This window comes from Marinilactibacillus piezotolerans, assembly GCF_900114235.1.
GTDB lineage: Bacteria > Bacillota > Bacilli > Lactobacillales > Carnobacteriaceae_A > Marinilactibacillus > Marinilactibacillus piezotolerans.
On the sequence record NZ_FOSJ01000023.1, the window covers coordinates 14,406 to 37,507 of the forward strand.

Here is a 23,102-nt window from a genome sequence, read left to right on the forward strand (position 1 = left end):
CTCCTCGGAATGTATAATGATCATCCACCTAAAGTAACATCTGTTTTCTGATACCACTCTAATGCACCAAAAAGATGCTGATCTTTGTAATCAGGCCAGAATTCATCAATAACATAGATATCAGAATAAATAGACTGGATTGGTAAAAAACCGCTTAATCGACGACGTCCGCCCCATCTTAAGACCATATCCATACGAGAAATATCTTTAGATGCAATGTGATTAATTAAGTTTCCAGATTCAATAGTTTTCTCACTGTTCAGAGCATAATTCAAATCCCAGTTCCAACCATAGTTCACCAAGAAATTAACTTTCATTTTTCCTTCACCAAACCTGGTACGTTTCATTGCATATGGTAGAAGTTCTTTAGGAAATACTTTTGAATCTGTATTACCAATCACCATAAGATCCGCATCACGTTTTTTTAATTCATTTACAGAATCTACACATGCTTTCTGAAATGCTTTTGTTTGCAGAGAAGGACGTTTCACATTGTCCATTGTAAATCCATAAAATGTCATCTCTTCTACTCCAAGCTTTAGACATGCCTCATATAAATCCAACCCCGGATCAATTCCATGATTGTATCCATCTTTTTTCGGTAATCCTTGACCGACTGCCCAGCGGCGATTACCGTCTGGAATAACTCCAATATGTTTCGGCATGCGTTTAAATTTATCCATTCTCTTTGCAAGTCTCCTTATACCGTATTTCCTGATTATTGTATATTCATTTTTTATTTATTCTTGTACTCTATAATACCGTTTTTCTACCCCTCTCTTCAACTCACATGACCTTTTTTTATTTTTTAGTTATATTATTATATTAAAAGACGTTAAAAGTCTGTATATTTTCATAGTATAGTGATAAAATGTAAGTAAGAAAACGGTATCGTATCGGATATCAGCAGGGAGGCTATCTATGTTTAAGAGGAAAAAACGAGAAAGAAAATTTTATTTCTACTCAAGCTTGATTTCAATTGCTCTGCCGATTTTTCTGCTGATTTTAGAATATTTTATTTATGAAGATTCTACTAATTTGGATTCCGGATTCCGAGCGTTTTTCATTACTTTTATGTGGATCCTGTTAGTTTTAGCAATCTTTCGTACACTCTATAATTATAAAAAATTGAAAGAAATTTCTAACAAACAAAACAATAATAAACAAAACTAAAGATTTACATTAGAAAAGGTTGATTTTAGATATAGTATATACTTTTCATTGGTTATTCAAAGTAGTAAGGAGGTTCAATATGTTTAAGAACGAGCGAAACAAGCGATTATTTCATATTTTCAGCAATCTATTCATTGCATGTGTCTGGACATGGATTCTATATGTTCAGTCTCAAATCGAATATTCAACTACACTTGAAACTGATTTTCAGAAAGCATATATGTTCGTACTTGTTATTTTTATTATCGCAACTATTATTCGTATGGGTTATCACTTCCATAAACTCAGAAAATACACTACTGCCAAAAAGCTCTCAAAATCACATTGAGCAAAACCGCCCTCTTACTAGATTTTATGTAGCGGGCGGTTTTATCTAGAACTTCATCTTCAGTTAGTAAGTTACCCACTGTATTCTTTTTCTAGAGTCTCTGAATCAACCTGTTTTTTAATACAAGTAAATCCTTGAGCTAAATAAAAGTTTATTGCTTGCACGTTTTTTACATATACTGAAAGTTCTAAACTCTCATAATCTTTTTTTACAGCTGTTAATAACTCTTTACCAATTCCATTTTTCCTGAAACGTTTATCGACAAAAATTCCTGCTATATAGCAATCTACCATACCTAAAAATGCGCATATCCTTCCATCCTGTTTATATAAATAAATTGTGGCATCATTTAACGACTCTTTCACAGATTCATAATACTCCTTCCAATAAGATTCCTTGATGAAATGATGTATTTCAATATTCACTTCCATCCATATCTTAGAAATTGTCTCTAGCTCATTCACTGTCAATTCTTGTTTTTTATCGATCATTTTCTATTTCCCTTCTTTTAGCCTATTCTATGATAAAAATAAGCATTCATTAAAAACCCCTTTCTTCACTCTCTTTATTTTTCTCTAAGTAAAAACAACTTTGAATTCTTCATAAATGATACGGTGGTCTTCACTGAACTCGATACCTAATTCTTTTTTATAATATTTAGGAAAAAAGTCTAGATGCGCCTGTCTCCAATATGCTAAAGATAGATCCCCTTCACCTTCTTTTCTTGCATGTTCTTCTGTAATTTTATTAAATGGTATTGTTTCAACATTTATATTTTCAATCACACAAATAGGGGTTTCTTCACTATCTAATACAATAGAAAATTGTCCTGTGTAAGGCTTGACTTCATCTTCTGCGTACAGATCATATCCGCTTGAAGTGCCTGTTTTTTTCCCTTGTAGTACAAGTTTTCCTAACTCATCAGCCATTTCTGCAGTATCACCAAAAGAAAAACTTTCTACATCGGTTTCAAGACTTCTATTTGTTGCTTTTAAAAATGTATTTTTATATTGCTCAATCTTTTTATTCATTATTTAGCCCTTCCTGAAACTTTATGTCTTGCATTTTAACATAATTCTATTTAAAAAGAGTCTAACCTCCTCAAAATTATGGAAAGTTAGACTCTTTTGGAATTTATTTTCTAAAAATATTTAACGGCTTTTCATCAATAATTTGATTGCCTGCTGGATTTTTTCTTCTTCAGTGTCTTGACCATTTTGGTTGTTCTGCACGCATTCAACAAGGTTTTCAGCAACGATCAATCCGATGGCTTTATCTAAACTCGACCTTACAGCTGAAAGCTGGGTAACGATAGCAGCACAATCTTTTTCAGCTGCAATCATATTTAATACACCTTCCAATTGACCTTTAGAACGTTTTAATCGATTGACAATTTTCGCATTGTATTCCATTAAACGGTTTCCCCTCTCCAAGCAGAGATGCCGCCAAGGACATTGGTTACGTTATACCCTTCTTTAGATAGGAAATCGCAAGCAGATGCCGAACGACCGCCTGAATGGCACATAACATAATAAGATTCCTTATTGTCTAGCTTATCTTTAAGTTCAGCTAATTCACTTAATGGGAAATGTTGAGCACCATTCAAGTGCCCAGCATCCCATTCGTCCTGTTCTCTTACATCGATTAACTTAATGTCTTTGTTAGCCCATTTTTTTTCAAACTCATTCATTGATATTGAATTATACATTATTTGATTATCCTCTCTGGTCTGATCGTCGAATAAAGTGCAAATGCTCCATCTAAATTTTTGACTTTATATCCGTTTTGTTTAAGCAATCTCTCTGCAATATAACTGCGTAGACCACTATGACAACTTACAATCACCGGTTGATCTTTTGGAATTTCTGATATACGTTCTCTAAGTGAATCAAGTGGTATATTTAATGCATTTGGTAATTGGCCGTTTGCAATGAGTTCAGATTCATTTCTTACATCCAGTAAAATATGCCCATCAGACTGTTTTTCTTCAAGCTCGTGCCATTGAATAGATTCACTAACTCCTTCAATTATGTTTAAAGCTGCATACCCGGCCATGTTTACTGGATCCTTAGCAGAACCAAAAGGCGGTGCATAGGTGAACTCTAATTCAGGTAAATCCTGAATGGTCAGACCTGCTTTGATTGCTGTCGCTAAGATATCGATGCGCTTATCTATTCCATCTGTTCCGACTGCTTGAGCACCATAAATTTTACCAGAAGCTGGATTAAATAATAACTTCAATAGGACGGTTCCAGCATTGGGATAATATCCGGCATGACTTTTCCCTTGAACATGAATAACATCGTATTGTTCCCCAGAACTTTTCAGCTGCATTTCGTTCAGTCCTGTTGATGCTGCAACTTGATCAAATACACGTACAATTGCTGTTCCAATGCTTCCTTTATTAAAACGGTCAAGGCCACTAATTATATCTGCTACCTGTCTTCCTTGACGATTTGCTGGAGAAGCCAGTGCAATCATTGTATCTTGGTTATTGATTTGCTGTTTAACTACGATAGCATCTCCCACAGCATATATATCCTTCTGACTGGTTTCATAATGATCATCAACCACTATTCCTCCGCGGAAACCAGTTTCGATATCAGCGGTCAAAGCTACATCAGTATTGGGTTTAACCCCTACTGATAACAATGTAAGATCACTTTCAAGCTTCTCACCATTTTCAAGCACAACGACCTTCCCGCTTTCTTCAAAAGCAGAAGCAGCTAGCTCTGTATAGATCTCTACACCTTTATCGTGTAATTCTTTAGCGATATAAGCAGCCATTTCCTCATCTAATGGCGGCAACACATGTGGGGCTTTTTCAACTATTGTAACATTTAATCCTCGTTGTACTAGACTCTCTGCCATTTCTAATCCAATAAATCCTGCACCAATAACTACTGCTTTTTCAGGTTTATGATTATCAATATATGTGGATATTGCATCAACATCTGGAACAGATCTCAATGTGAAAATATTCTCCGCTTCTTTTATACCCTCAATTGGTGGAATAAGTGGTTTTGCTCCTGGCGATAGAATCAATTTATCATATACCAAAGTATATTCTTCTTTATTATTTTTAACCGTAACTTCTTTAGTTTGAGCATTAATTGCAATAGCTTCGCTTTCAGGCCGGACATCCAAATTAAATCTTGCCTGCAGACTTTCAGGGGTCTGAACCAGTAACTTACTGCGTTCTTCAATCTCACCTGCTACATAATAAGGCAATCCACAGTTTGCAAAAGAAACATAGGGACCTTTTTCTAAAATAATGATTTCTGCATCTTCATTTAATCTTCTTAGTCGAGTAGCGGCGGACATTCCCCCGGCAACTCCTCCAATGATTAAAATTCTCATTATAATTTTCCTCCTCTTGTAGAACCTGACCAAGCCATCATTCCACCACGGACATTTACAACATCAGCATCTTTTTTTAATAACATTTTTGTTGCTTTTTTACTACGCATACCTGATTGACAGACTACATAAGTCTTTCCTTTAGGAGTGAAACTCTCTACTTTTCTTAATGGTACATTTTTTGCTCCTGGAATATGCCCACCACGAAATTCGTGTGGTTCTCTTACATCAATAATCTGAGGTTTATCCATTAATTTTCTTTCTAACTCTTTCGTAGAAATTGCCGGTATTTTTTTAAATAACATATCACTGCTCCTATTCTTTTATTTATTTTTATTCCTATCATTTTTATATAACTACACTTTTTTATGCGATTTCGTAATTATTTACTATACGTTCAAATTTATCATGCAAATCATCCATTACTACAAAGCGTGCTTCGCGAAACATTTCTTTCCCTTCTATAAACAACAGTAATGCCGGCACTGTAAAAACCGTATATTCTCCTGCTACCTCTGGGACATCATCTGCACTCACCTGCATAGGTTTTATCTCCGGAAATTCCTCTAACATTTCTTGGACTTTTGGCTTTACTGCATGACACACACTGCATCCTTCTCTTGATATATATAAAAATGATACAGGATTCGCTGAAACAAAATTTCTGATTTCCTCAATCGAATTCGCTATAGGGAAATTAATCATCTTTTTCCTTCTTTCTTTTATCAAATTCCTTATTCTAAAATTTTCTATACGTTATACAATTCACTAATATCTCATCAATAACCCTAATATACCCCCTAGGGTATAAAATGTAAAGAGTTTTTCTTAAATTAACTTTAAATTTGTTTATTATCTGCTGAATTGTTATAAAAAAACTGAGTGATATATGTATTTACACCTACATTTCACTCAGTTTTAATTCTATTTTTTTATAATTATTTATAAAAATCTTTTCACTATTAAAATTTAGCCAGTTGCTCGCTCACTGCTTTTCCTTCTTCAAGGAAAACTTCTCTGTTATCATCTGGCACCATGGATCCTCCAGTAGCCCAAGCGATATGTGTTGCTTGATGTAGTTTATTTTCTAAGTTATTCTTTTTCAAGTAGTTTTGGCCTTCTTTGCTTACTAATAATTTGTGCGGACCTGCTAGTCCAGCCACAGCGGCTGGTTCCAGAAACACAGATTCCTTATCATACAGATTCCAAAGGAGCCGTCTGAATGTTTCATCTTTAAGGCTATAGCCAGCACTGAAATAATTGTGCATTAATTTAGCTACTAACCCAGATGTCCTAGGTACAGCTAACCCATCTGCTACAGTAATTCCGCCTAGTCCAATTTCTTCTACCGAAATCTCATCATAAAGTTTTGACTCTAAACCAAGTAACATACTAGGCATTTTAGTTGGCTCTGCAAAAATACAGTGAACATTATCCCCAAAAGCTTGTTTCAGCCCAAATGTAATGCCGCTGGGAGATCCGCCTATACCACAAGGTAAATAAACAAACAGCGGATGATTTTCATCGACGATAATACCTTTATCTTCGAGCTGTTTCTTCATACGGTATCCTCCCACTGTATATCCTAAAAACAATTCTTCAGAGTGCTCATCGTCTACAAAATAACTGTTAGGATTGGCATTAGATTCTACACGTCCCTGCTCTACAGCTTTTGAAAAATTCGTCTCATGTTCAATCACTCTAACACCCTTAGAACGCAAATAATCTTTTTTCCATTGTTTCGCTTCAACCGACATGTGAACAGTAACATTAAATCCAAGCTTGCTGCCCATTCTTCCAACACTTATACCTAAGTTCCCTGTTGTTCCAACTGCTATATGACGTTTTGCAAAAAAATCTCTGAATTCTTTGCTTGAAAAAACCGAATAATCTTCCTCAATACTTTTGAGCAATCCTTGTTCTAACGCAATCGTTTCTGCATGTTTCAGAACTTCATAGATCGCACCTCTTGCTTTGATCGTTCCAGAAATCGGAAGCATATCATCTCTTTTCAGCCAGAGATTTCCTTCCACATTTTTATCATTGATTTCATTCAACCATTTTTTCATCGCTGTAATCTCTATTATTTCGGACTCAATGATACCATTTGATTCTTCTGTTTCAGGAAAAGCGATTTTAATGTACGGAGCAAATCTTTGTAAACGCTCCTCTGCATCTTCGATATCTTTTATTGAATATTTTGTATATCTGTTAGCTTCTTCAGCTGGTGAATAAGATGGGTTATCCCAAAAGACTTCTAAACCAGAAGCAATCTCTTTGATTAGCTGACTTTGCTCTGTAAACTTCCCTACATGATGGTCTAACATAATAATCAATCCTTTCAAATTCTTGTTTTCTTCTTTTACAGATCATAAAAATTTAAATAGTTTTGTTCGAAACACTCATCTTTACATCTTGTTTATTGTAGCATAATTTTGTTTCCACAAAAGAGACAATTCATTTTCATACTAAAAGACCTTCACTTAATTATATTATTATGTGAATTCCTTGTTTTACTTTAAAAATCAAAGTGAAAATCACAATCAATTCTCACTTTGATTTTTAATCTTCTTTCTACTTGTTCTCTATCGATTTTTCTTGTCAAAATCGTTATACTGGGCATATTGAGAATTTGAGAGGGAGGAAAGCGTTGGAATCTTATCCAGCAGCTGACATATTAGATGTTTGCGTAGAAGCCGGACGAGTTATGCTTGAAAATGGAGCAGAAACTTATCGTGTAGAAGATACATTATATCGTATTGCTAAAAGTTATGATCTAGTTTATATAAACGTCTTTGTTGTCCCCACCGCATTGATTTTAACGGTCCAAGGTAGAGACAAACAGGATCATACTGAATTACTGCGAATGACAGATAGACAAACAAACCTTGAAAAAGTTGCTAAAGTAAATGACCTTTCTAGACAATTATCCCAACAGATTCTTTCACCTGATGAAGTAAAAGATAAATTAAAAGAAATAAAATATACGCCCCGGAATTTCAAGCAGTGGCAGAGAAACTTAGCCATTGCCTGTGCTTGCGGGTGTTTCCCTTTACTGTTCGGAGGAACCTATGAAGATATGTTACCTTCATTTATTGCTGGCGGTCTAGGTCATATGCTTTTTGATTTCGTAAACCGCTGGACGAATGTCAGTTTTTTTGCTGAAATGCTTGCTGCTTTTTTTATTGGCTTATGTGCTGTTCTATTTATTTCCTTAGGATTAGGAAATAATGTTGATACAATTATTATTGGAAGCGTGATGTGCCTAGTTCCCGGGATGGCAATCACCAATAGCTTCAGAGATTTAATGGCCGGACACCTTTTAGCAGGTGTAGCAGTCGTTGCAAAAGCCCTACTGACGGCCGGTGCAATAGGAATTGGCATTGCTATGGTATTAACATTTTTATAAGATACTGCAGAATACTCTAAAAACTTTATCACAGGGAGGAACTTACCATGTTACTGGATTATACTACTTATTTTCTTGCTGCATTTATAGCGACGATAGGCTTTGGGATTTTATATAATGTTCCTACCCGTACAATTCTAGCATCTAGCTTAGCTGGTGCGACAGGTTGGGTTGTTTATCATTATTTATCCTTCCAGCTAGATTTAGACTATTTTGTTGGTGCTGGAGCTGCTGCTTTTTTAGTGGCGAACTGCAGTCAATGGTTTGCTCGTTACTACCGAATGCCGGTAATCGTATTTGCAATCCCTGGTATCATTCCTTTAGTGCCTGGAGGATCTGCTTATAATATGATGCGTTCTTTTATTGAAGGTAATTCTGATCTCGCCTTTATGTACGCAACGGAAACGTTCCTTGTTTCAGGTGCAATTGCGTTAGGTCTTTCAGTCAACAGTGGACTGCTTCAGGCACTCTCTTCTAGAACATTAGGCAAAAGAGACAAACGATATCTCCCTTAATTTTGAATAATATCTTGCTAATATCCAGTAGAATTTTTACACAAATCTTTTTTCTCATTTTTTTGCGACTCAAAAAATTCTATATTTTTATACTTTACCTTAATTACGTAAAAAGCTATCGAATGCTTCTCAATAAGAGCAGCAGCGATAGCTTTTTTATTTTAATCATTTATAGATCAATTACATTCCAGTATACGAGGCAAGATTTTGAAATTTCCATTCAAGCGAACTTCAAAGTACAAGTGAACCCAGTTAATAGAAACATCTGTGCTCCGATATTCAACCTATTACTTCCCTTATTTTGCTTTATTTCCAATATCTTTGCGGTAAATAAATTGTTCATCATTTACCTTGCTTAATTCATTGTAAATTTTCCCTTGTGCCTGTTCAACTGTCTCTCCATAGGCTTCTAATAAGTAGACTCGTCCGCCATTGGAAATCAGTTGTGTTCCTTTACTTTTCACGCCTGCATAATAAATATTCATTTCAATTGAATCCAGGATCTCTAATGGAACACCTTTTGAATAGGCTTCTGGATAACCTTTTGCTGCAACAACGACACCTAAATCCACACCGGTTTCTTTCCATTTCAAAAGTGGTTCTTCATCGTTTAAGATAGTGGTAATTACTTCTGCCAAATCGGACTCTAGTCTGTTTAAGACAACTTGAGTTTCTGGGTCTCCAAATCTCGCATTGAATTCGATTGTTTTCGGACCTGTTTCAGTTACCATTACTCCAGCATATAATACTCCTGTAAAAGGCGTCTGATTTTCAACCATTCCTTGTGCAGCAGGCTTAAGAATTTTCTCTATGGATTCATCTACTATTTCCTTTGAAATATGGGAAACTGGAGAATACGCTCCCATACCCCCAGTATTCGGACCTTTATCTTGTTCTAGTAATCTTTTATGATCTTGAGAGATCTGCATTGGATAAACTTTTTCTCCATTCACAAAAGCCATTAGAGAAAACTCTTCTCCCTTTAAGCATTCTTCGATTACAACTGTTGAAGCAGACTTTCCATACTTATTTTCTTGCATCATTTCTGTCAAAGCCGTTTGCGCTTCCGCCGCCGTCTCCGCTACTACTACACCTTTCCCAGCAGCTAATCCATCTGCTTTAATAACGATTGGGGCTCCTTGTTCATCAATGTATCGCTTCGCTTTTTCATATTGATTAAACGATTTATATTTGGCTGTGGGGATTTGCTTTTTGATCATTAATTCTTTTGCAAATTCTTTAGAAGCTTCAATTTTTGCGGCTCTTTTTGAAGGTCCGAATACTTTTAGTCCTGCATCTTTAAAGTCATCTGCTAATCCGTTAAGCAAGGGCACTTCTGGGCCGATAATCGTCCACTCGATATTGTTATCTTTCGCAAATTTTATCAATTGCGTATGCTCTAATTGGTCAATATCTATAACTTCTATACCATCTTTTTTCATTCCCGCATTACCGGGAGCACAAAATACAGTTTTTACTTTCGCACTTTGTTTTAACTTTTTAGCTAATGCATGTTCACGTCCTCCACTACCGATAACAAATAGATTCATAACAGTTCCTCTTTTCACAGGTTATGTAAAAAACGAAAGAGATCCTACTCTCTTTCGTTCGTTCTTTAATGTCTGAAATGACGAGTAGCAGTAAAGACCATGGCAATACCATACTCATTTACCTTATCAATAGAAGCTTGATCTTTAATACTTCCACCGGGCTGAATGATTGCTTTTATGCCATGTTTTGCTGCATATTCTACACTATCATCCATTGGGAAAAAGGCATCACTTGCCAGCACTGCACCTTCAGCCTGGCCTTCAGCTTGCTCGATTGCAATTTTAACTGCTCCAATTCGGTTCATCTGTCCAGCACCAATTCCTAGTGTCTGGGTTGTATTACCGACAACAATGGCATTACTTTTAACATGTTTTACAACTTTCCAATTTAACGCTAATGCTTTTATTTGTTCGTCTGTTGGCTTTGTTTCCGTAACGACTTTCCATTCAGGCTTGTCCGATTCAGCTATCCAATCCTGATCCTGAATCAGTAAACCACCTAGAACAGAGACCATTTCTTTACCCGCTTCAGCAGCTTTAGAAAAATCCAGTTCCAGTAGTCGGATATTTTTCTTGGAGCTCAGTAAATCGAATGCCTCTTTTGAAAAAGAAGGAGCAATAACGATTTCCAAAAAGATTTTATGCAATTTCTCCGCTACGGCAAGAGAGACTTCACGGTTTAAAACAACGATACCCCCAAAGATAGAGATACTGTCTGCTTCATATGCACGGTTAAAAGCTTCTTCAATTGTTTCGCCAATTCCGATTCCACATGGATTCATGTGTTTCACCGCGACTGCAACCGGTTCGTCAAATTCACGTGCCATACGAATCGCTGCATCTGCATCTTTAATATTGTTGTATGACAGTTCCTTCCCATGTAACTGTGTTGCTTTTGCGATAGAAAACCCACTCGCCATAGGATCTTCGTAAAATACTGCCGACTGGTGGCTGTTTTCTCCATAGCGCAGGGATTGCTTTTTATTGTAAGTAACGGTTACCGACTCTGCGTCTTCTTCTCCCGACAGTTCAGTTAAGTAATCTGCGATCAGCGCGTCATAACTTGCTGTATGACGAAATACTTTAGCAGCTAACGCTTTTCTGGTTTCTAAGCTTGTTTTGCCATTTATCTGTAGTTCTTCTATTACCTTTGTATAATCTGCTGCATCAACAACCACTGTAACCGATGCAAAATTCTTTGCAGCACTGCGCAGCATACTTGGGCCACCAATGTCGATTTGTTCAATCGCTTCTTCTGGTGTTACATCCGTTTTTGAAATCGTCTCTTTGAATGGATAAAGGTTTACGCAGACAAAGTCGATTGGTTGGATGTTGTGCTCTTTCATTGCATCTAAGTGACTATCTAAATCTCTACGACCAAGTAGTCCTCCATGAATCAGGGGATGCAAAGTTTTGACCCGTCCATCCATCATCTCTGGAAATCCAGTTACTTCATCAATAGAAACAGTGGGTACGCCGGCTTCATCCAGCACTTTTTTTGTTCCCCCTGTTGAAACAATTTCAACTTGCTGCTTGACTAAAGCTTGTGCGAACTCCACAATATTTGTTTTGTCTGAGACACTGATCAATGCTCGTTTCATTTATCTATCTGCTCCTTTTGTAGCTTTTCAATATACTGTTGAATGACTGCTGGATACAATTTATGTTCTACTCTGTGTATCCTTTCTTCAAGAGAATTGAGTATTTCTTCGGGTTCAATTCTGATTCTTTCTTGTGCCAATATTGGTCCTGTATCAATCCCCTGATCTACTAAATGAACCGTTACACCAGTTTCTATTTCTCCATCATTATAAGCATCCTTGATTCCTTGTTTTCCAGGATAAGCAGGCAGCAAAGAAGGATGGATATTCAAAATCTTCTCAGGATAAGCTTCAAGTAATGTATCTCCTACAATGCGCATGTATCCTGCCAAAACAATCAGATCGATCGAATGTGCTCGTAATTGCTCTAATATTTTTAATTCAAATTCCTTTTTTGATATAAAAGACTTAGGCAAAATAACTGCGGTAGGAACCTTTAATTTTTCTGCTCGTTTTAAAGCATAAGCCTCAGCATTATCACAAACCAGCAATTCAAGATTCCCCTTGATTTTCCCCTGTTTGACTGCTTGGGCAACAGCTTCAAAATTTGTTCCGCTTCCCGAAGCAAAAATGGCGATTTTAATATTTTTTTCTTTATTCAAACACAATCGCCTCATTTGTATCTCCTGAAGATTCAACAACTTCACCTATTATAACAGCTTTTTCTCCAGTATGTTTCAGCTCTTTCAGAACTTTCTCAACCTTACCTTCAGAAACGGCCAGTACCATACCGATTCCCATATTGAAAATCTCATACATCTCTTCAGTCTTTAACTGCCCTTCTTTTTCAAGCAATTTAAAAATACCCGGTATTTCCCATGTTCCTTTTTCTATCTTAGCTGCCAACCCTTCCGGCAGCATTCTAGGAAGATTTTCCACAAATCCTCCTCCAGTGATGTGAGAAATCCCTTGTATCAATTGTTCTTTTATTAAAGGCAAAACGGCTGAAACATAAATTCTTGTCGGTTCCAGCAACTCTTCCCCAAGCGTTTTGCCGTTTAATTCTTCAAACATCGTTTCCAATGTATATCCGTTCTTATCAAAAAACACTTTTCTTACTAGTGAATATCCATTTGAATGAATACCGCTTGATGGCAGTCCGATCAATTTGTCTCCAGCTTTTACTTTATCTGCTGTGAGTAATCCGGATTTTTCAGCTACCCCTACACAAAAACCTGCAAGGTCATACGCAGTTTCTTCATACATATCTGGCATCTCAGCTGTTTCTCCCCCGATTAACGCTGCGCCGGCTTGTACACACCCATCAGAAATTCCGGCAACGATCTGTTCCATTCGTTCTGGAACAGTTTTTCCTGTTGCAATATAATCTAGAAAATAAAGAGGTTCAGCTCCCTGAGCCAGAATGTCATTCACACACATTGCGACACAGTCGATTCCAATCGTATTGTGCTTGTCCTGCTGGATCGCCAGCAGCAGTTTAGTTCCTACGCCATCTGTTCCCGAAACGAGCACAGGTTCTTTAACCTCAATCTTAGATAAGTCAAAGGCCCCACCGAAACCACCTAAAGCACCCATAACACCTAATCGTTCTGTTCGTTTTGCATGTTTCTTGATGCGTTCAACCGTTTCGTACCCTGCTTCAACATCTACCCCAGCGTTGGCATAAGCATTTCCCATTGTGCTAGATCTCCTATCTTCTTTTTGTGATTTAATTGATTCTAAAATTTTTATGTTGTCAGTGGAGCACGTTCATTGATTTTTTCTAGTGTATTCCTGTAATCTTTTTCGTAATCATATAATGGCGTTGGATAATCACCAGTAAAGTAAGCCATACATAAGCCATTGTAAGGTGCGTCAAATTGTAGTCCAATAGATTCTACTGTTCCATCTACGCTTAAAAAGGATAAGCTGTCTGCTCCAATGGTTTCCCGGATTTCTTCCACTGTCTGCTCCGCTGCAATTAATTCTTTCTGATTTTGGATATCGATTCCATAAAAACATGGATATTTTAGTGGCGGTGAAGAGATTCGAACATGAACTTCTGCTGCACCGGCATCTTTCAAGAGCTGTACGATCCGTTTACTTGTAGTACCACGAACGATCGAATCATCAACCATGATCACTTTCTTCCCTGCTACGACCCCGCTGACAGCTGATAATTTCATTCGTACACCTTGTTCCCGCAATTCTTGCGTCGGTTGAATGAACGTTCTAGCAACGTACTGATTTTTCACTAATCCCATTTCATAAGGAATCCCACTTTCTTCTGCATATCCACTTGCCGCAGATAACGAAGAATTCGGCACACCTATCACCATGTCTGCTTCGATCGGCGCTTCCTGTGCGAGTCTTCTACCCATATTTTTTCTGGCCGTATGCACATTTACTCCTGCAATATTAGAGTCGGGTCTAGCAAAGTAGATGTATTCCATAGAACAGATTTGAAGCATTGTATCTTCTGTATATTTCTCGATCTGGTAACCATCATCATTTACGATGACGATTTCTCCAGGTTGAACAGAACGAACAAACGTCGCTCCAACTACATCTAATGCACATGTCTCACTTGCCAAAACATAAGCACCATTCTCCAACTGCCCGATCGACAGCGGTCTGAAACCATTCGGATCAAGTGCTCCAATCATGGCATCTGGAGTCAGAATCAAGTAGGCAAATGCGCCTTTAATGGCGTTCAAGCTTTCTTTGATTCTTTCCATCAGCGTGCTTTGTTTACTTCTGCGAATCAGATGCATCAAGATCTCTGTATCAGAATTAGAATGGAAAATTGCACCTTCTTTTTCTAGACCTTTTCTCAAAGTCGTCGCATTGATTAGATTCCCATTATGCGCGAGCGCCAATTCTTCATCATGAAACTTGAACAAGAAAGGCTGAATATTTAAAATACTGTTGCTTCCTGCTGTACTGTACCGAACATGACCAATTGCTGCGTCTCCTGTCAATCGTTCGATTTCTCTTTCATCCTTGAACACTTCTGAAAGCAAACCTAAATCTCGGTGTCCTTTTAAACGACCATGATTATTGGCAACAATCCCCGCTCCTTCTTGACCGCGGTGCTGCAGGCTATGCAATCCAAAGTAATTCAGTCTTGCTGCCTCTGAGTGTCCCCAGACACCAAAGATACCGCACTCTTCATTTAAGCTTTTGATTTCAGCAACCAAGGAATCGCCTCCTCCCATACCTTTTTTAGTTCATTGGTTTCTAATTCGGTTTTTTCATCTTGTGTTTTTATGACGACTGTTTTTGAATCTGTCACTTTACCGATCTCAGTAACATCTTGATCAAATAATGCTTTTACTGCCGTTGCATTTTCGGGTTTCACTGACAGTACGAATCTGGATGGTGATTCAGAGAATAACCACTCTTTTGGCATATCAACCGTCACGTCCATACCGAATCCTTTTTTAAAGGCTGATTCTGCTAAAGCTACTGCTAGTCCACCTTCAGAAAGGTCATGAGCACTTTGAATCCATCCTCGTCTGATCGCTTCCAATACTTTATCTTGAATGTCCTTTTCTTTTTCAATATCAAAGTCGAAAAGTTCACCTTCTATACGACCAAGCTGCATTTTCTGAATTTCCGTTCCGTTAAAGTCAGGTTTTGTTTCGCCAACTACAAAAATCTTATCCCCAATTTGTTTAAAGTCAGAAGTGGTTACATGAGCGAGTTCTTTGACTAACCCGACCATCCCGATCATTGGTGTAGGATAAATGGCTTCACCGTTCGTCTCATTGTATAAAGAAACATTTCCCGAAATCACTGGGGTTCCAAGTGTTTCACAAGCTTTTGAAATGCCATCAGCAGACGTCCAAAGTTCCCAGAATACTTCTGGTTTATCCGGATTTCCGTAATTCAAACAGTCTGTGATCGCTAAAGGTTCGCCGCCGCTCGCTACGATGTTTCTCGCTGCTTCAGCAACCGCCAGTTGTCCGCCTCTTTCAGGATTCAGGTAAAGATATCTGGCATTGCAGTCTGTTGTCATTGCCAGCCCTTTTTGCGTACCACGAATCCGCAGAACGGCTGCATCGCTGCCCGGTCCTACAACTGTGTTGGTTCTGACCATTGAGTCATATGTTTCAAATATTGATTTTTTAGAGGCAATCGTCGGCTGCTGCAATAACTGTTTCAGTGTTTCTCCAGCATCTTCTATCGCCGGTTCAAATGTCTTCATTTCTTTGAATCGTTTGATGCGTTCCGGTTCTGTATAAGGCTTATGATAAACCGGTGCTTCTTCTGCTAAAGCATCTACTGGCAGATCCGCTACCGGCTCGCCTTTATGGAACAAGCGGTATTGACCGTCATCTGTTACCTGTCCGATATTCACTGCGTCCAATTCATATTTGGAAAACAGTTCTTTAACGCGGTCTTCCGAACCTTTTTTCACACAAATCAGCATGCGTTCCTGAGACTCTGACAGCATCATTTCATAAGGAGTCATATTGGTTTCACGCTGCGGGACATCATCTAGATTCAGTACCATGCCGCTTCCCGCTTTTGAAGCCATTTCTGAACTGGATGAAACAAGACCGGCAGCCCCCATGTCCTGGATTCCGATCAATATATCCTGATAGTTCTGGATCAGTTCCAGACAAGCTTCCATCAGCAGTTTTTCCATGAATGGATCGCCTACTTGAACCGCTGAACGTTCAGATTCTTCTTCATCACTGAATTCTTCGGAGGCAAATGTGGCTCCATGAATACCATCTCTACCTGTTTTAGCGCCTACATACATAATCGAATTGCCGACACCTTTTGCCTGGCCTTTTTGAATATCTTTATGGTCGATCAAGCCGACACACATCGCATTGACTAGTGGATTTCCTTTGTACACTGGGTCAAATCCAATTTCGCCGCCGACAGTCGGAATTCCGATACAGTTTCCGTATCCACCAATTCCAGCTACGACTTCTTCCAGCAAGTATTTTGTCCGTTCATTGTCTAATTCGCCAAAACGAAGGGAATCCAGTAATGCGATCGGACGAGCACCCATACTGAAAATATCGCGGATGATGCCACCCACCCCTGTAGCTGCTCCTTCATAAGGTTCAACGGCAGAAGGATGATTATGACTTTCTGCTTTGAAGACGACTGCCTGTCCATCACCGATATCAACGATTCCGGCACCTTCGCCAGGACCTTGTAAAACTTGAGGACCACTGGTTGGAAACTTACGTAAAACTGGCTTAGAATTTTTGTAAGAACAATGCTCACTCCACATAACTGAAAACAGTCCTGTTTCCGTATAATTCGGTAAGCGTCCCAGAATATCTTCTGATATCATGCGGTATTCTTCATCAGTTAAGCCCCACTCTGCATAGATACGCTGTTCTTTGACGGCTTCTGCTGTTGGTTCCTGGATTGTTTTCATACGTTAGCGGTCTCCTTTACAAAGTTCTTGATCATGGACTGAAAGAACCTTAAGCCATCACTTGAGCCAAGTAATTCTTCTGTTGCTCGTTCAGGATGCGGCATCATGCCAAGTACATTTCCTTGTTTGTTGATAACTCCTGCGATATCCGCTACTGAACCATTCGGATTTTCTGACGCATAGGTGAAGACGATCTGGTTGTTATTTTTCAGTTCTTCCAAAGTTTCAGGATCACAGTAATAACTACCTTCTCCATGAGCAACTGGAATAGTCAATTGTTCACCTTGTTCATACAGTGAAGTAAAGTTTGTCTGGTTGTTTTCCACTTTCAACTGAACAGATTTACAGATAAAGTGTAAGTGTTTGTTTCTCTGTAACGCACCTGGAAGAAGACCGGCTTCAACTAAAATCTGAAATCCGTTACACGTACCAAAAACCGGTTTGCCCTCTTCAGCGAACCGTCTAACTTCGTTCATGACATTTGAAAAACGAGAGATTGCGCCACTTCTCAGATAGTCTCCGTACGAGAATCCTCCAGGTAAAAGTACCCCATCAAATCCTTCTAAACTGGTTTCCGTATGTGAGACATATTCAGCTTCTTCACCTACGCCGTCTCTGATTGCATGAAGCAGATCGACGTCACAATTTGAACCCGGGAATTGAATCACTGCAAAACGCATGCTTAGACCGTCTCCTTTACTGCTTCGATTTCATATCGATAACTTTCCATTACTACATTCGCGAGCAATTTATCACAAATGGTTTCAATCGTTTCTTCAACCGTTCTATCTGCTTGTTTGGCTACTTTGATTTCAAAATATTTTCCCATTCTGATATCTTCAATCTCATCAAACCCCATACGATGAACAGCACCGCGTACTGCTTCTCCTTGAGGATCTAGAATGGATTCTTTATAGGTTACATATACTTTTACGTTATACATGATCAGCTCTCCTTTTAAAGTTGGTTTAAACGATTCAAAACTTCCTGATAAAGCGGAATAATGTCTCCCAGATCTTTTCTGAACACGTCTTTATCCAGACGGTCATTTGTATCCAAGTCCCATAAACGACAAGTGTCTGGTGAAATTTCATCTGCCAGTACGATTGATCCATCATTTGTTTTTCCAAATTCCAGTTTGAAATCAACTAGTCGAATGTTCATTTTTTCAAATAATTCAATCAGCACTTGATTGATTTCCATTGCCTTTTTTTTGATTTCCAAAACTTCATTATCCGTAGCAAGCTTTAATACGCGGACATGATCATCATTTAAAATAGGATCGTTCAATGCATCTTCTTTTAAATAAAATTCTAATACAGGGAATGAGAGCTGCTTTCCTTCTTCTACGCCTAAACGTTTGGAAAAACTGCCTGCAGCTACATTACGGATGACAACTTCCAGAGAAAACATCTCGACTTTTTGAATGAGCTGCTCTGTTTCCGAGAGTTGTTTAATGAAATGACTATTAATGCCTTTTTCTTTTAATTTTTCAAATAGTACACTGGTAATCTGATTATTCAATTTTCCTTTACCGGTAATGGTTTCTTTCTTGGCACCATTACCGGCTGTTGCTTGATTTTTATAGTTGACCCAAAGAATATCCGGGTCATCTGTTTCATACAGTTCTTTCGCTTTTCCTTCGTAAAGCAGCTCTTTCTTATCCAAATAAAGTTCTCCTCTCAAGAATAAACAAGTAAAACACGAACTATTTTTATAAACATATTTATTAACGTATTTATTTAACTTCATACTAAATATACTCATTATCATAGTCAACCTACTAGTGTGTATTTACTGTTTTTATTTACTCTATTGTTCGTATTTAAATAAAATTAAAAAGTTTTAAAAATTAAACGATGGTTAATAATGACCAAAAAACGAACTATTTCATTTTCTTTAAAGTATCTTTCTCTTTAAATCAATCAATAATCATTTTACTTATTGTAAAATTTAATTGTTTTTATGGCGTACTCTTGTTATAGTGAAATCAACTTACTTTTAGGAAGAGAAGTGACATTAAATGATGAAATTCGAAGTATGGTCAGATTATGTTTGCCCATTTTGTTATATCGGCAAGAGAGAATTAGAACAAGCCATCAGAGAAACTGGCTTAACGGGAAAAGTTGAAGTGGAGTTCAAAGCTTATGAATTAGATCCAACGACTTCTACAAAAGACAATGCTCCAGTAAAAGAAAGCCTGATGAAGAAAAAAGGCATGTCTGAATCTCAGGTTGAGGGAATGTTTGAAAGTGTAACAGATCGCGCGAAGTCTGTAGGCTTGAACTACGACTTTTCCAAAATGAAGAATGCAAATACAAAAAAAGCGCATCGTCTGGCTAAATTTGCGGAAAGCCAAGGTAAAGGGTCAGATATAGATGAAGCTTTGCTGGCTGCACATTTTACAGACAATCTCGCTTTGAACGATGATGAGGTGTTGTTAAGTGTTGCGGAATCAGTGGGATTATCTCGTGAAGAGGCTCAGGCAGTCCTTTCTAGTGATCAACATGCAGACGAAGTTGCTCAAGACATTCAAGAAGCAAGAGCACTCGGCGTACAAGGTGTTCCTTTTTTTGTATTAGAACGTAAATACGCGATTTCAGGTGCGCAACCTCAAGAACTTTTCCAAGAAACTCTGAAGAAAGTTGCAGACGAAATGGGCTTAAAGCCCGGACTGCAAATGATGAACGACAACGACGGTGGAGTCTGCGAAGACGGCAGCTGTACGTTTTAATCGATACGCATAATAGAACGCAACAAAAAAAGGTCGATGTTTATCTGCAGCTGCAGATGAGCATCGACCTTTTTTCATAACTCTTGTAAATATAAAATATTTATTCCTTCTATTCTAAAAACTAACAGTCAGAAAATTTCTAGAATCAGACTTTATGCACTAAACTATTCAGATACACTACATTTATTCCGTTTCATAAATATAAGTCAAAAACGGATTCATTGATACCTCAAATTTGTTTATCAACTTTTTGAAAACTATCATAAAGAGTTTAAACAGTCCATAACCTAAAACAGCACCCATCGTGTTGAAAATCAAATCATTTACATCAATATATCTGAATGTAAATCCAATTGCTAGAGCTGTCAAAAGCTGCATACCTTCTAGAAGCAAACTGAATAAGAATCCTGATAAGACAATCTTCTTCAGATTCACTTTTGCAATAAAAGGAATGCCAAAACCAAACGGAACTGTAAGCAGAACATTTAGCAGAGAAGTCTTTATTGCAAAAGAACTTGGATTAAAAGGTACCCAGTTGGCATCTCTCCATACATTCTGTCCAATCTCGCTTCGCATATAATCATTTACTTTAACAAAAAATAGCTATTAGATACATGAATTTATGTAATTTCATGTATCGCTTGATACTATTTGGATAATGCGCCAATCTGTTAGCACAAAAAAAGACAACGAGATTTAATCGATGTCTTTTTTTGTGCTAACAGTCAAACTATTTATTAATTAAATAAACTTAATAAAGTTTGAATCGTACCATTTTCGATCAATATATAAATTCCTAAACCAATAAACACTATAGGAACAATGATTCGTTCATATTTTTCTAATGTTTCGGAAACAAAGGAAATTTTTGCTAATTTATAACTGACATAGGAAAGAACTGCAACAGAGAAAGCAAATACGATTAAAGTAATAACAATTTCTGAAAAGGCTAACGAAGTAAAGTAAGGAATATAAATGCCTAAATTATCGCCACCTGACGCAATGGTTATTAAGGCGACAGTCCAAAATAACCAACTGGTTCCTCTAGATTCTAACTTTTCAACGACTTCCTCTTCTTCTTCCTCCTCTTCACCTATCACAGCGACACGAATACCTAAATAAATTGGAATTAATCCAAGAAGTCCAATGATCCAATCTTGCGGAATAAAATTTAGCACATAAGCAGCAAACAAACTTACGGCTACCAAAATACCTGTTCCAAGATATTGACCCCAAAAAATGTGACGAATACCTTTTTGTGTGTGGCTTTGAGAAAAGATAATGAGCAAGATAAACAAATAATCAATACTGGTAGAAATATAAACAGCGATAGCTGAAAAAATACTTTGTAACAAAATAACTTCCTCCAAACTAAGATTTCATAGATAGATTTTCTGATAACTTTAAAAAAACATGAATAGCGGAAAGGATGTCTTCATTCGCTAAAGAGTAATAAACTACTTTTCCATCTTGACGTGATTTTGCCATTCCATGTTTTTTTAAAAAACGTAAATGGTGTGACGTTGTAGCGACACTAGCAGTAAGTATTTCTGCTAAATCACATACACACATTTCCTTATAGGTTTCTAAAGCATAGAAAATTTTAATTCTAGAAGAATCGCTGAAACATTTCCCTAACACAAGTAAGTTTGAAAAATCTTTTTGATCCAATTTATTTTTTATTACAGTTACTTTTTCTTTATGTACGATAGTCACTTGGCAAACGTTTTCCATTCATCTCACCTCACATTCAAACGATTATTTGAATGAAGTATACCTTTTTGATCACTCTTTTGTCAATCTACCTTAATTCCAATACACTATTATAAGCAATTTCATGTATTGAAAGAAGTCTAGGTAACACTTGATCACCTCCTATTCGTTATTACTTATAACAAACAGCAGGAGGTGATCATTATACCATCAGCAAACGTCTATGTGCCCATTAATAGTTCCATTTTAATACTCGTTGAAGAAATGAAAGAGTGTCTAGAAACGCAATTTCTAATTCAAGCCACTCAACAAGATATTATTGAAAATGCAATTATTTTCTTAAGTACTCAATCTAAATAAAATAAAAAATCGACTATTTTTTAAGTAGTCGATTTTTTTTATTATTAATTTGCTAAACTTAATTTTAGTGGATTATTTATAAATATCTTTCCTGTGGCCAATCTCTAACATTAAAATAGTGACTGTCTTGTCATTGATATCGGCAATTAAGCGATAATCTCCAATTCTATATCGCCATTCTCCTGAACGATTGGCAGTCAGTCCTTTTCCTTGTTTCCTAGGATCTGTACAATTCACTAGATTCTTTTGAATCCATCCCATAATTAAAAGAGACTGGTGTTTATCCATCTTTTTTAAAGCCTTTTGTGCTCCTTTTTCAAATGCTACTTGATAACCTGAATTCATTTAATCCGCTAACTCCTTTAGCATATCTTCAAAAGAAATACTTTGCGGATTTTCTTTGTGCTCAGACATAGCTTGGTTATATAAACTCAAATCAATTTCATCTTCGATTTTTTCTAAAACAGAATTTCTAAATAAAGCTGAAACAGAGATATTATTAGCTTTAGCATATTCTTTGATTAGTTGATCTTCTTGGTTATCAATTCTTAGGGATACTACAGTCATTAGAATCAACTCCTCTTCTTTTGTATGTACATTGTATTACAAAAGAAGAGGAGTTTCAATCTATTTTCTCTATAAAATGGATTAGCGCACTCAAAAATTAACTCTAATTAGCGCAAAAAAGAGGCTGGGACAAAAGTCTTAACAAACAAATAAGATCCGCTGAAAATCTACTTGAGATTTCAGTGGATCTTATTTGTTTATGTAAGCAAAAGGAGCACGGCTTTGGTATAATATAATCACCACAAAAACATCATAGAAAGGGTGCTCCTTATGTATACTCAATATACCATGAACCAAACAACCTTGCCATTAGAAATGAACTGTTACTTACCAGAAAATCATATCGTCTACTCTATTCATCAAGTTGTGGAAGATTTAGATGACTCGCAATATCACTTAATTGAAAACGACTTTGGTCGCCCGGCTTATCACCCGAAAGTTTTAC

General features: G+C 37.2%; 28 protein-coding genes. 5 read left to right on the top strand and 23 right to left on the bottom strand.

Annotation, left to right across the window (positions count from 1 at the left end; translation table 11 throughout):
* Positions 1 to 20: 20 nt before the first annotated feature.
* On the bottom strand, positions 21 to 683 hold the full coding sequence (locus BM212_RS06945) for an undecaprenyl diphosphate synthase family protein (protein WP_091897582.1): 663 nt from the start codon (positions 681 to 683) through the stop codon (positions 21 to 23).
* 238 nt (positions 684 to 921) lie between these two features.
* On the opposite strand from BM212_RS06945, the gene BM212_RS06950 reads away from it, so the two are divergent.
* Both BM212_RS06950 and BM212_RS06955 read left to right on the top strand, forming a co-directional pair.
* Positions 922 to 1,173, top strand: a complete 252-nt coding sequence (locus BM212_RS06950; protein ID WP_091897584.1) for a hypothetical protein — start codon at positions 922 to 924, stop codon at positions 1,171 to 1,173.
* Between the two features lie 79 nt (positions 1,174 to 1,252).
* Positions 1,253 to 1,501, top strand: a complete 249-nt coding sequence (locus tag BM212_RS06955) for a hypothetical protein (protein ID WP_091897587.1) — start codon at positions 1,253 to 1,255, stop codon at positions 1,499 to 1,501.
* A 71-nt stretch (positions 1,502 to 1,572) separates the two neighbouring features.
* Here BM212_RS06955 and BM212_RS06960 read toward each other — a convergent pair whose 3' ends face one another.
* The 8 genes from BM212_RS06960 to BM212_RS06995 all read right to left on the bottom strand — a co-directional run bounded on the left by BM212_RS06960 (position 1,573) and on the right by BM212_RS06995 (position 7,188).
* A complete protein-coding gene (locus BM212_RS06960) occupies positions 1,573 to 1,992 on the bottom strand; it encodes a GNAT family N-acetyltransferase (protein WP_091897590.1) in 420 nt (139 codons plus the stop codon).
* Positions 1,993 to 2,076: 84 nt separating this feature from the next.
* Entirely contained in the window at positions 2,077 to 2,532 is a 456-nt protein-coding gene (locus BM212_RS06965) for an ASCH domain-containing protein (protein ID WP_245750947.1), read from the bottom strand.
* A gap of 120 nt (positions 2,533 to 2,652) precedes the next feature.
* A complete protein-coding gene (locus BM212_RS06970) occupies positions 2,653 to 2,913 on the bottom strand; it encodes a metal-sensitive transcriptional regulator (protein WP_091897593.1) in 261 nt (86 codons plus the stop codon).
* Positions 2,913 to 3,209, bottom strand: a complete 297-nt coding sequence (locus BM212_RS06975; RefSeq protein WP_072693927.1) for a rhodanese-like domain-containing protein — start codon at positions 3,207 to 3,209, stop codon at positions 2,913 to 2,915. Before BM212_RS06975 ends, BM212_RS06970 begins: the two co-directional genes overlap by 1 nt.
* On the bottom strand, positions 3,209 to 4,861 hold the full coding sequence (locus tag BM212_RS06980; protein ID WP_091897596.1) for an FAD-dependent oxidoreductase: 1,653 nt from the start codon (positions 4,859 to 4,861) through the stop codon (positions 3,209 to 3,211). Before BM212_RS06980 ends, BM212_RS06975 begins: the two co-directional genes overlap by 1 nt.
* Entirely contained in the window at positions 4,861 to 5,166 is a 306-nt protein-coding gene (locus tag BM212_RS06985) for a rhodanese-like domain-containing protein (RefSeq protein ID WP_072693924.1), read from the bottom strand. Before BM212_RS06985 ends, BM212_RS06980 begins: the two co-directional genes overlap by 1 nt.
* Positions 5,167 to 5,227: 61 nt before the next feature.
* On the bottom strand, positions 5,228 to 5,566 hold the full coding sequence (locus BM212_RS06990; RefSeq protein WP_091897599.1) for a thioredoxin family protein: 339 nt from the start codon (positions 5,564 to 5,566) through the stop codon (positions 5,228 to 5,230).
* Positions 5,567 to 5,823: 257 nt separating this feature from the next.
* Positions 5,824 to 7,188 (bottom strand): D-serine ammonia-lyase, encoded by a 1,365-nt coding sequence (locus BM212_RS06995; RefSeq protein WP_091897602.1) that lies wholly within the window; start codon positions 7,186 to 7,188, stop codon positions 5,824 to 5,826.
* 323 nt (positions 7,189 to 7,511) lie between these two features.
* Between BM212_RS06995 and BM212_RS07000 the strand changes: the two genes are divergently transcribed.
* Both BM212_RS07000 and BM212_RS07005 read left to right on the top strand, forming a co-directional pair.
* Positions 7,512 to 8,270: a threonine/serine exporter family protein gene (locus BM212_RS07000; protein WP_245750948.1), complete on the top strand. Its 759-nt coding sequence runs from the start codon at positions 7,512 to 7,514 to the stop codon at positions 8,268 to 8,270.
* A 47-nt stretch (positions 8,271 to 8,317) separates the two neighbouring features.
* Positions 8,318 to 8,785, top strand: a complete 468-nt coding sequence (locus tag BM212_RS07005; RefSeq protein ID WP_072693916.1) for a threonine/serine exporter family protein — start codon at positions 8,318 to 8,320, stop codon at positions 8,783 to 8,785.
* A gap of 296 nt (positions 8,786 to 9,081) precedes the next feature.
* On the opposite strand, the gene purD is transcribed toward BM212_RS07005, so the two are convergent.
* The 9 genes from purD to purC all read right to left on the bottom strand — a co-directional run bounded on the left by purD (position 9,082) and on the right by purC (position 18,951).
* Entirely contained in the window at positions 9,082 to 10,335 is a 1,254-nt protein-coding gene (gene purD, locus BM212_RS07010; RefSeq protein ID WP_091897605.1) for a phosphoribosylamine--glycine ligase, read from the bottom strand.
* A 65-nt stretch (positions 10,336 to 10,400) separates the two neighbouring features.
* A complete protein-coding gene (gene purH, locus BM212_RS07015; protein WP_091897608.1) occupies positions 10,401 to 11,936 on the bottom strand; it encodes a bifunctional phosphoribosylaminoimidazolecarboxamide formyltransferase/IMP cyclohydrolase in 1,536 nt (511 codons plus the stop codon).
* Complete coding sequence (purN, locus tag BM212_RS07020; RefSeq protein ID WP_091897641.1) at positions 11,933 to 12,520, bottom strand: phosphoribosylglycinamide formyltransferase; 588 nt, start codon at positions 12,518 to 12,520, stop codon at positions 11,933 to 11,935. The genes purH and purN overlap by 4 nt, the downstream gene beginning before the upstream one ends.
* A 10-nt stretch (positions 12,521 to 12,530) precedes the next feature.
* Positions 12,531 to 13,574, bottom strand: a complete 1,044-nt coding sequence (gene purM, locus BM212_RS07025) for a phosphoribosylformylglycinamidine cyclo-ligase (RefSeq protein ID WP_091897611.1) — start codon at positions 13,572 to 13,574, stop codon at positions 12,531 to 12,533.
* Positions 13,575 to 13,624: 50 nt separating this feature from the next.
* Positions 13,625 to 15,076 (bottom strand): amidophosphoribosyltransferase, encoded by a 1,452-nt coding sequence (gene purF, locus BM212_RS07030; protein WP_091897614.1) that lies wholly within the window; start codon positions 15,074 to 15,076, stop codon positions 13,625 to 13,627.
* Positions 15,052 to 17,283, bottom strand: coding sequence for a phosphoribosylformylglycinamidine synthase subunit PurL (gene purL / locus BM212_RS07035; RefSeq protein ID WP_091897617.1), 2,232 nt, complete (start codon positions 17,281 to 17,283; stop codon positions 15,052 to 15,054). The genes purF and purL overlap by 25 nt, the downstream gene beginning before the upstream one ends.
* On the bottom strand, positions 17,280 to 17,963 hold the full coding sequence (purQ, locus tag BM212_RS07040; protein WP_091897619.1) for a phosphoribosylformylglycinamidine synthase subunit PurQ: 684 nt from the start codon (positions 17,961 to 17,963) through the stop codon (positions 17,280 to 17,282). The genes purL and purQ overlap by 4 nt, the downstream gene beginning before the upstream one ends.
* Before the next feature lie 2 nt (positions 17,964 to 17,965).
* The gene (gene purS / locus BM212_RS07045) at positions 17,966 to 18,226 is read right to left on the bottom strand and encodes a phosphoribosylformylglycinamidine synthase subunit PurS (RefSeq protein ID WP_087058131.1); all 261 of its coding nucleotides are present in this window, start codon (positions 18,224 to 18,226) and stop codon (positions 17,966 to 17,968) included.
* 14 nt (positions 18,227 to 18,240) lie between these two features.
* Positions 18,241 to 18,951, bottom strand: a complete 711-nt coding sequence (gene purC / locus BM212_RS07050) for a phosphoribosylaminoimidazolesuccinocarboxamide synthase (protein ID WP_091897622.1) — start codon at positions 18,949 to 18,951, stop codon at positions 18,241 to 18,243.
* Between the two features lie 355 nt (positions 18,952 to 19,306).
* Between purC and BM212_RS07055 the strand changes: the two genes are divergently transcribed.
* A complete protein-coding gene (locus BM212_RS07055; RefSeq protein ID WP_218149698.1) occupies positions 19,307 to 20,017 on the top strand; it encodes a DsbA family oxidoreductase in 711 nt (236 codons plus the stop codon).
* A 183-nt stretch (positions 20,018 to 20,200) separates the two neighbouring features.
* Here the strand turns inward: BM212_RS07055 and BM212_RS07060 are convergent, their stop codons facing one another.
* The 5 genes from BM212_RS07060 to relB form a co-directional block, all read right to left on the bottom strand.
* The gene (locus BM212_RS07060; protein WP_091897625.1) at positions 20,201 to 20,593 is read right to left on the bottom strand and encodes a VanZ family protein; all 393 of its coding nucleotides are present in this window, start codon (positions 20,591 to 20,593) and stop codon (positions 20,201 to 20,203) included.
* 161 nt (positions 20,594 to 20,754) lie between these two features.
* Positions 20,755 to 21,372 carry a CadD family cadmium resistance transporter gene (locus BM212_RS07065; protein ID WP_091897628.1) on the bottom strand — a complete coding sequence of 206 codons (618 nt, stop codon included), beginning with the start codon at positions 21,370 to 21,372 and terminating at the stop codon, positions 20,755 to 20,757.
* 16 nt (positions 21,373 to 21,388) lie between these two features.
* Entirely contained in the window at positions 21,389 to 21,751 is a 363-nt protein-coding gene (locus tag BM212_RS07070) for an ArsR/SmtB family transcription factor (protein ID WP_087059233.1), read from the bottom strand.
* Between the two features lie 411 nt (positions 21,752 to 22,162).
* Positions 22,163 to 22,435: a type II toxin-antitoxin system RelE family toxin gene (locus BM212_RS07075; protein ID WP_091897632.1), complete on the bottom strand. Its 273-nt coding sequence runs from the start codon at positions 22,433 to 22,435 to the stop codon at positions 22,163 to 22,165.
* Positions 22,436 to 22,657: a type II toxin-antitoxin system RelB family antitoxin gene (gene relB, locus BM212_RS07080; protein WP_091897635.1), complete on the bottom strand. Its 222-nt coding sequence runs from the start codon at positions 22,655 to 22,657 to the stop codon at positions 22,436 to 22,438. It abuts the gene before it with no gap.
* Between the last annotated feature and the right edge of the window lie 445 nt (positions 22,658 to 23,102).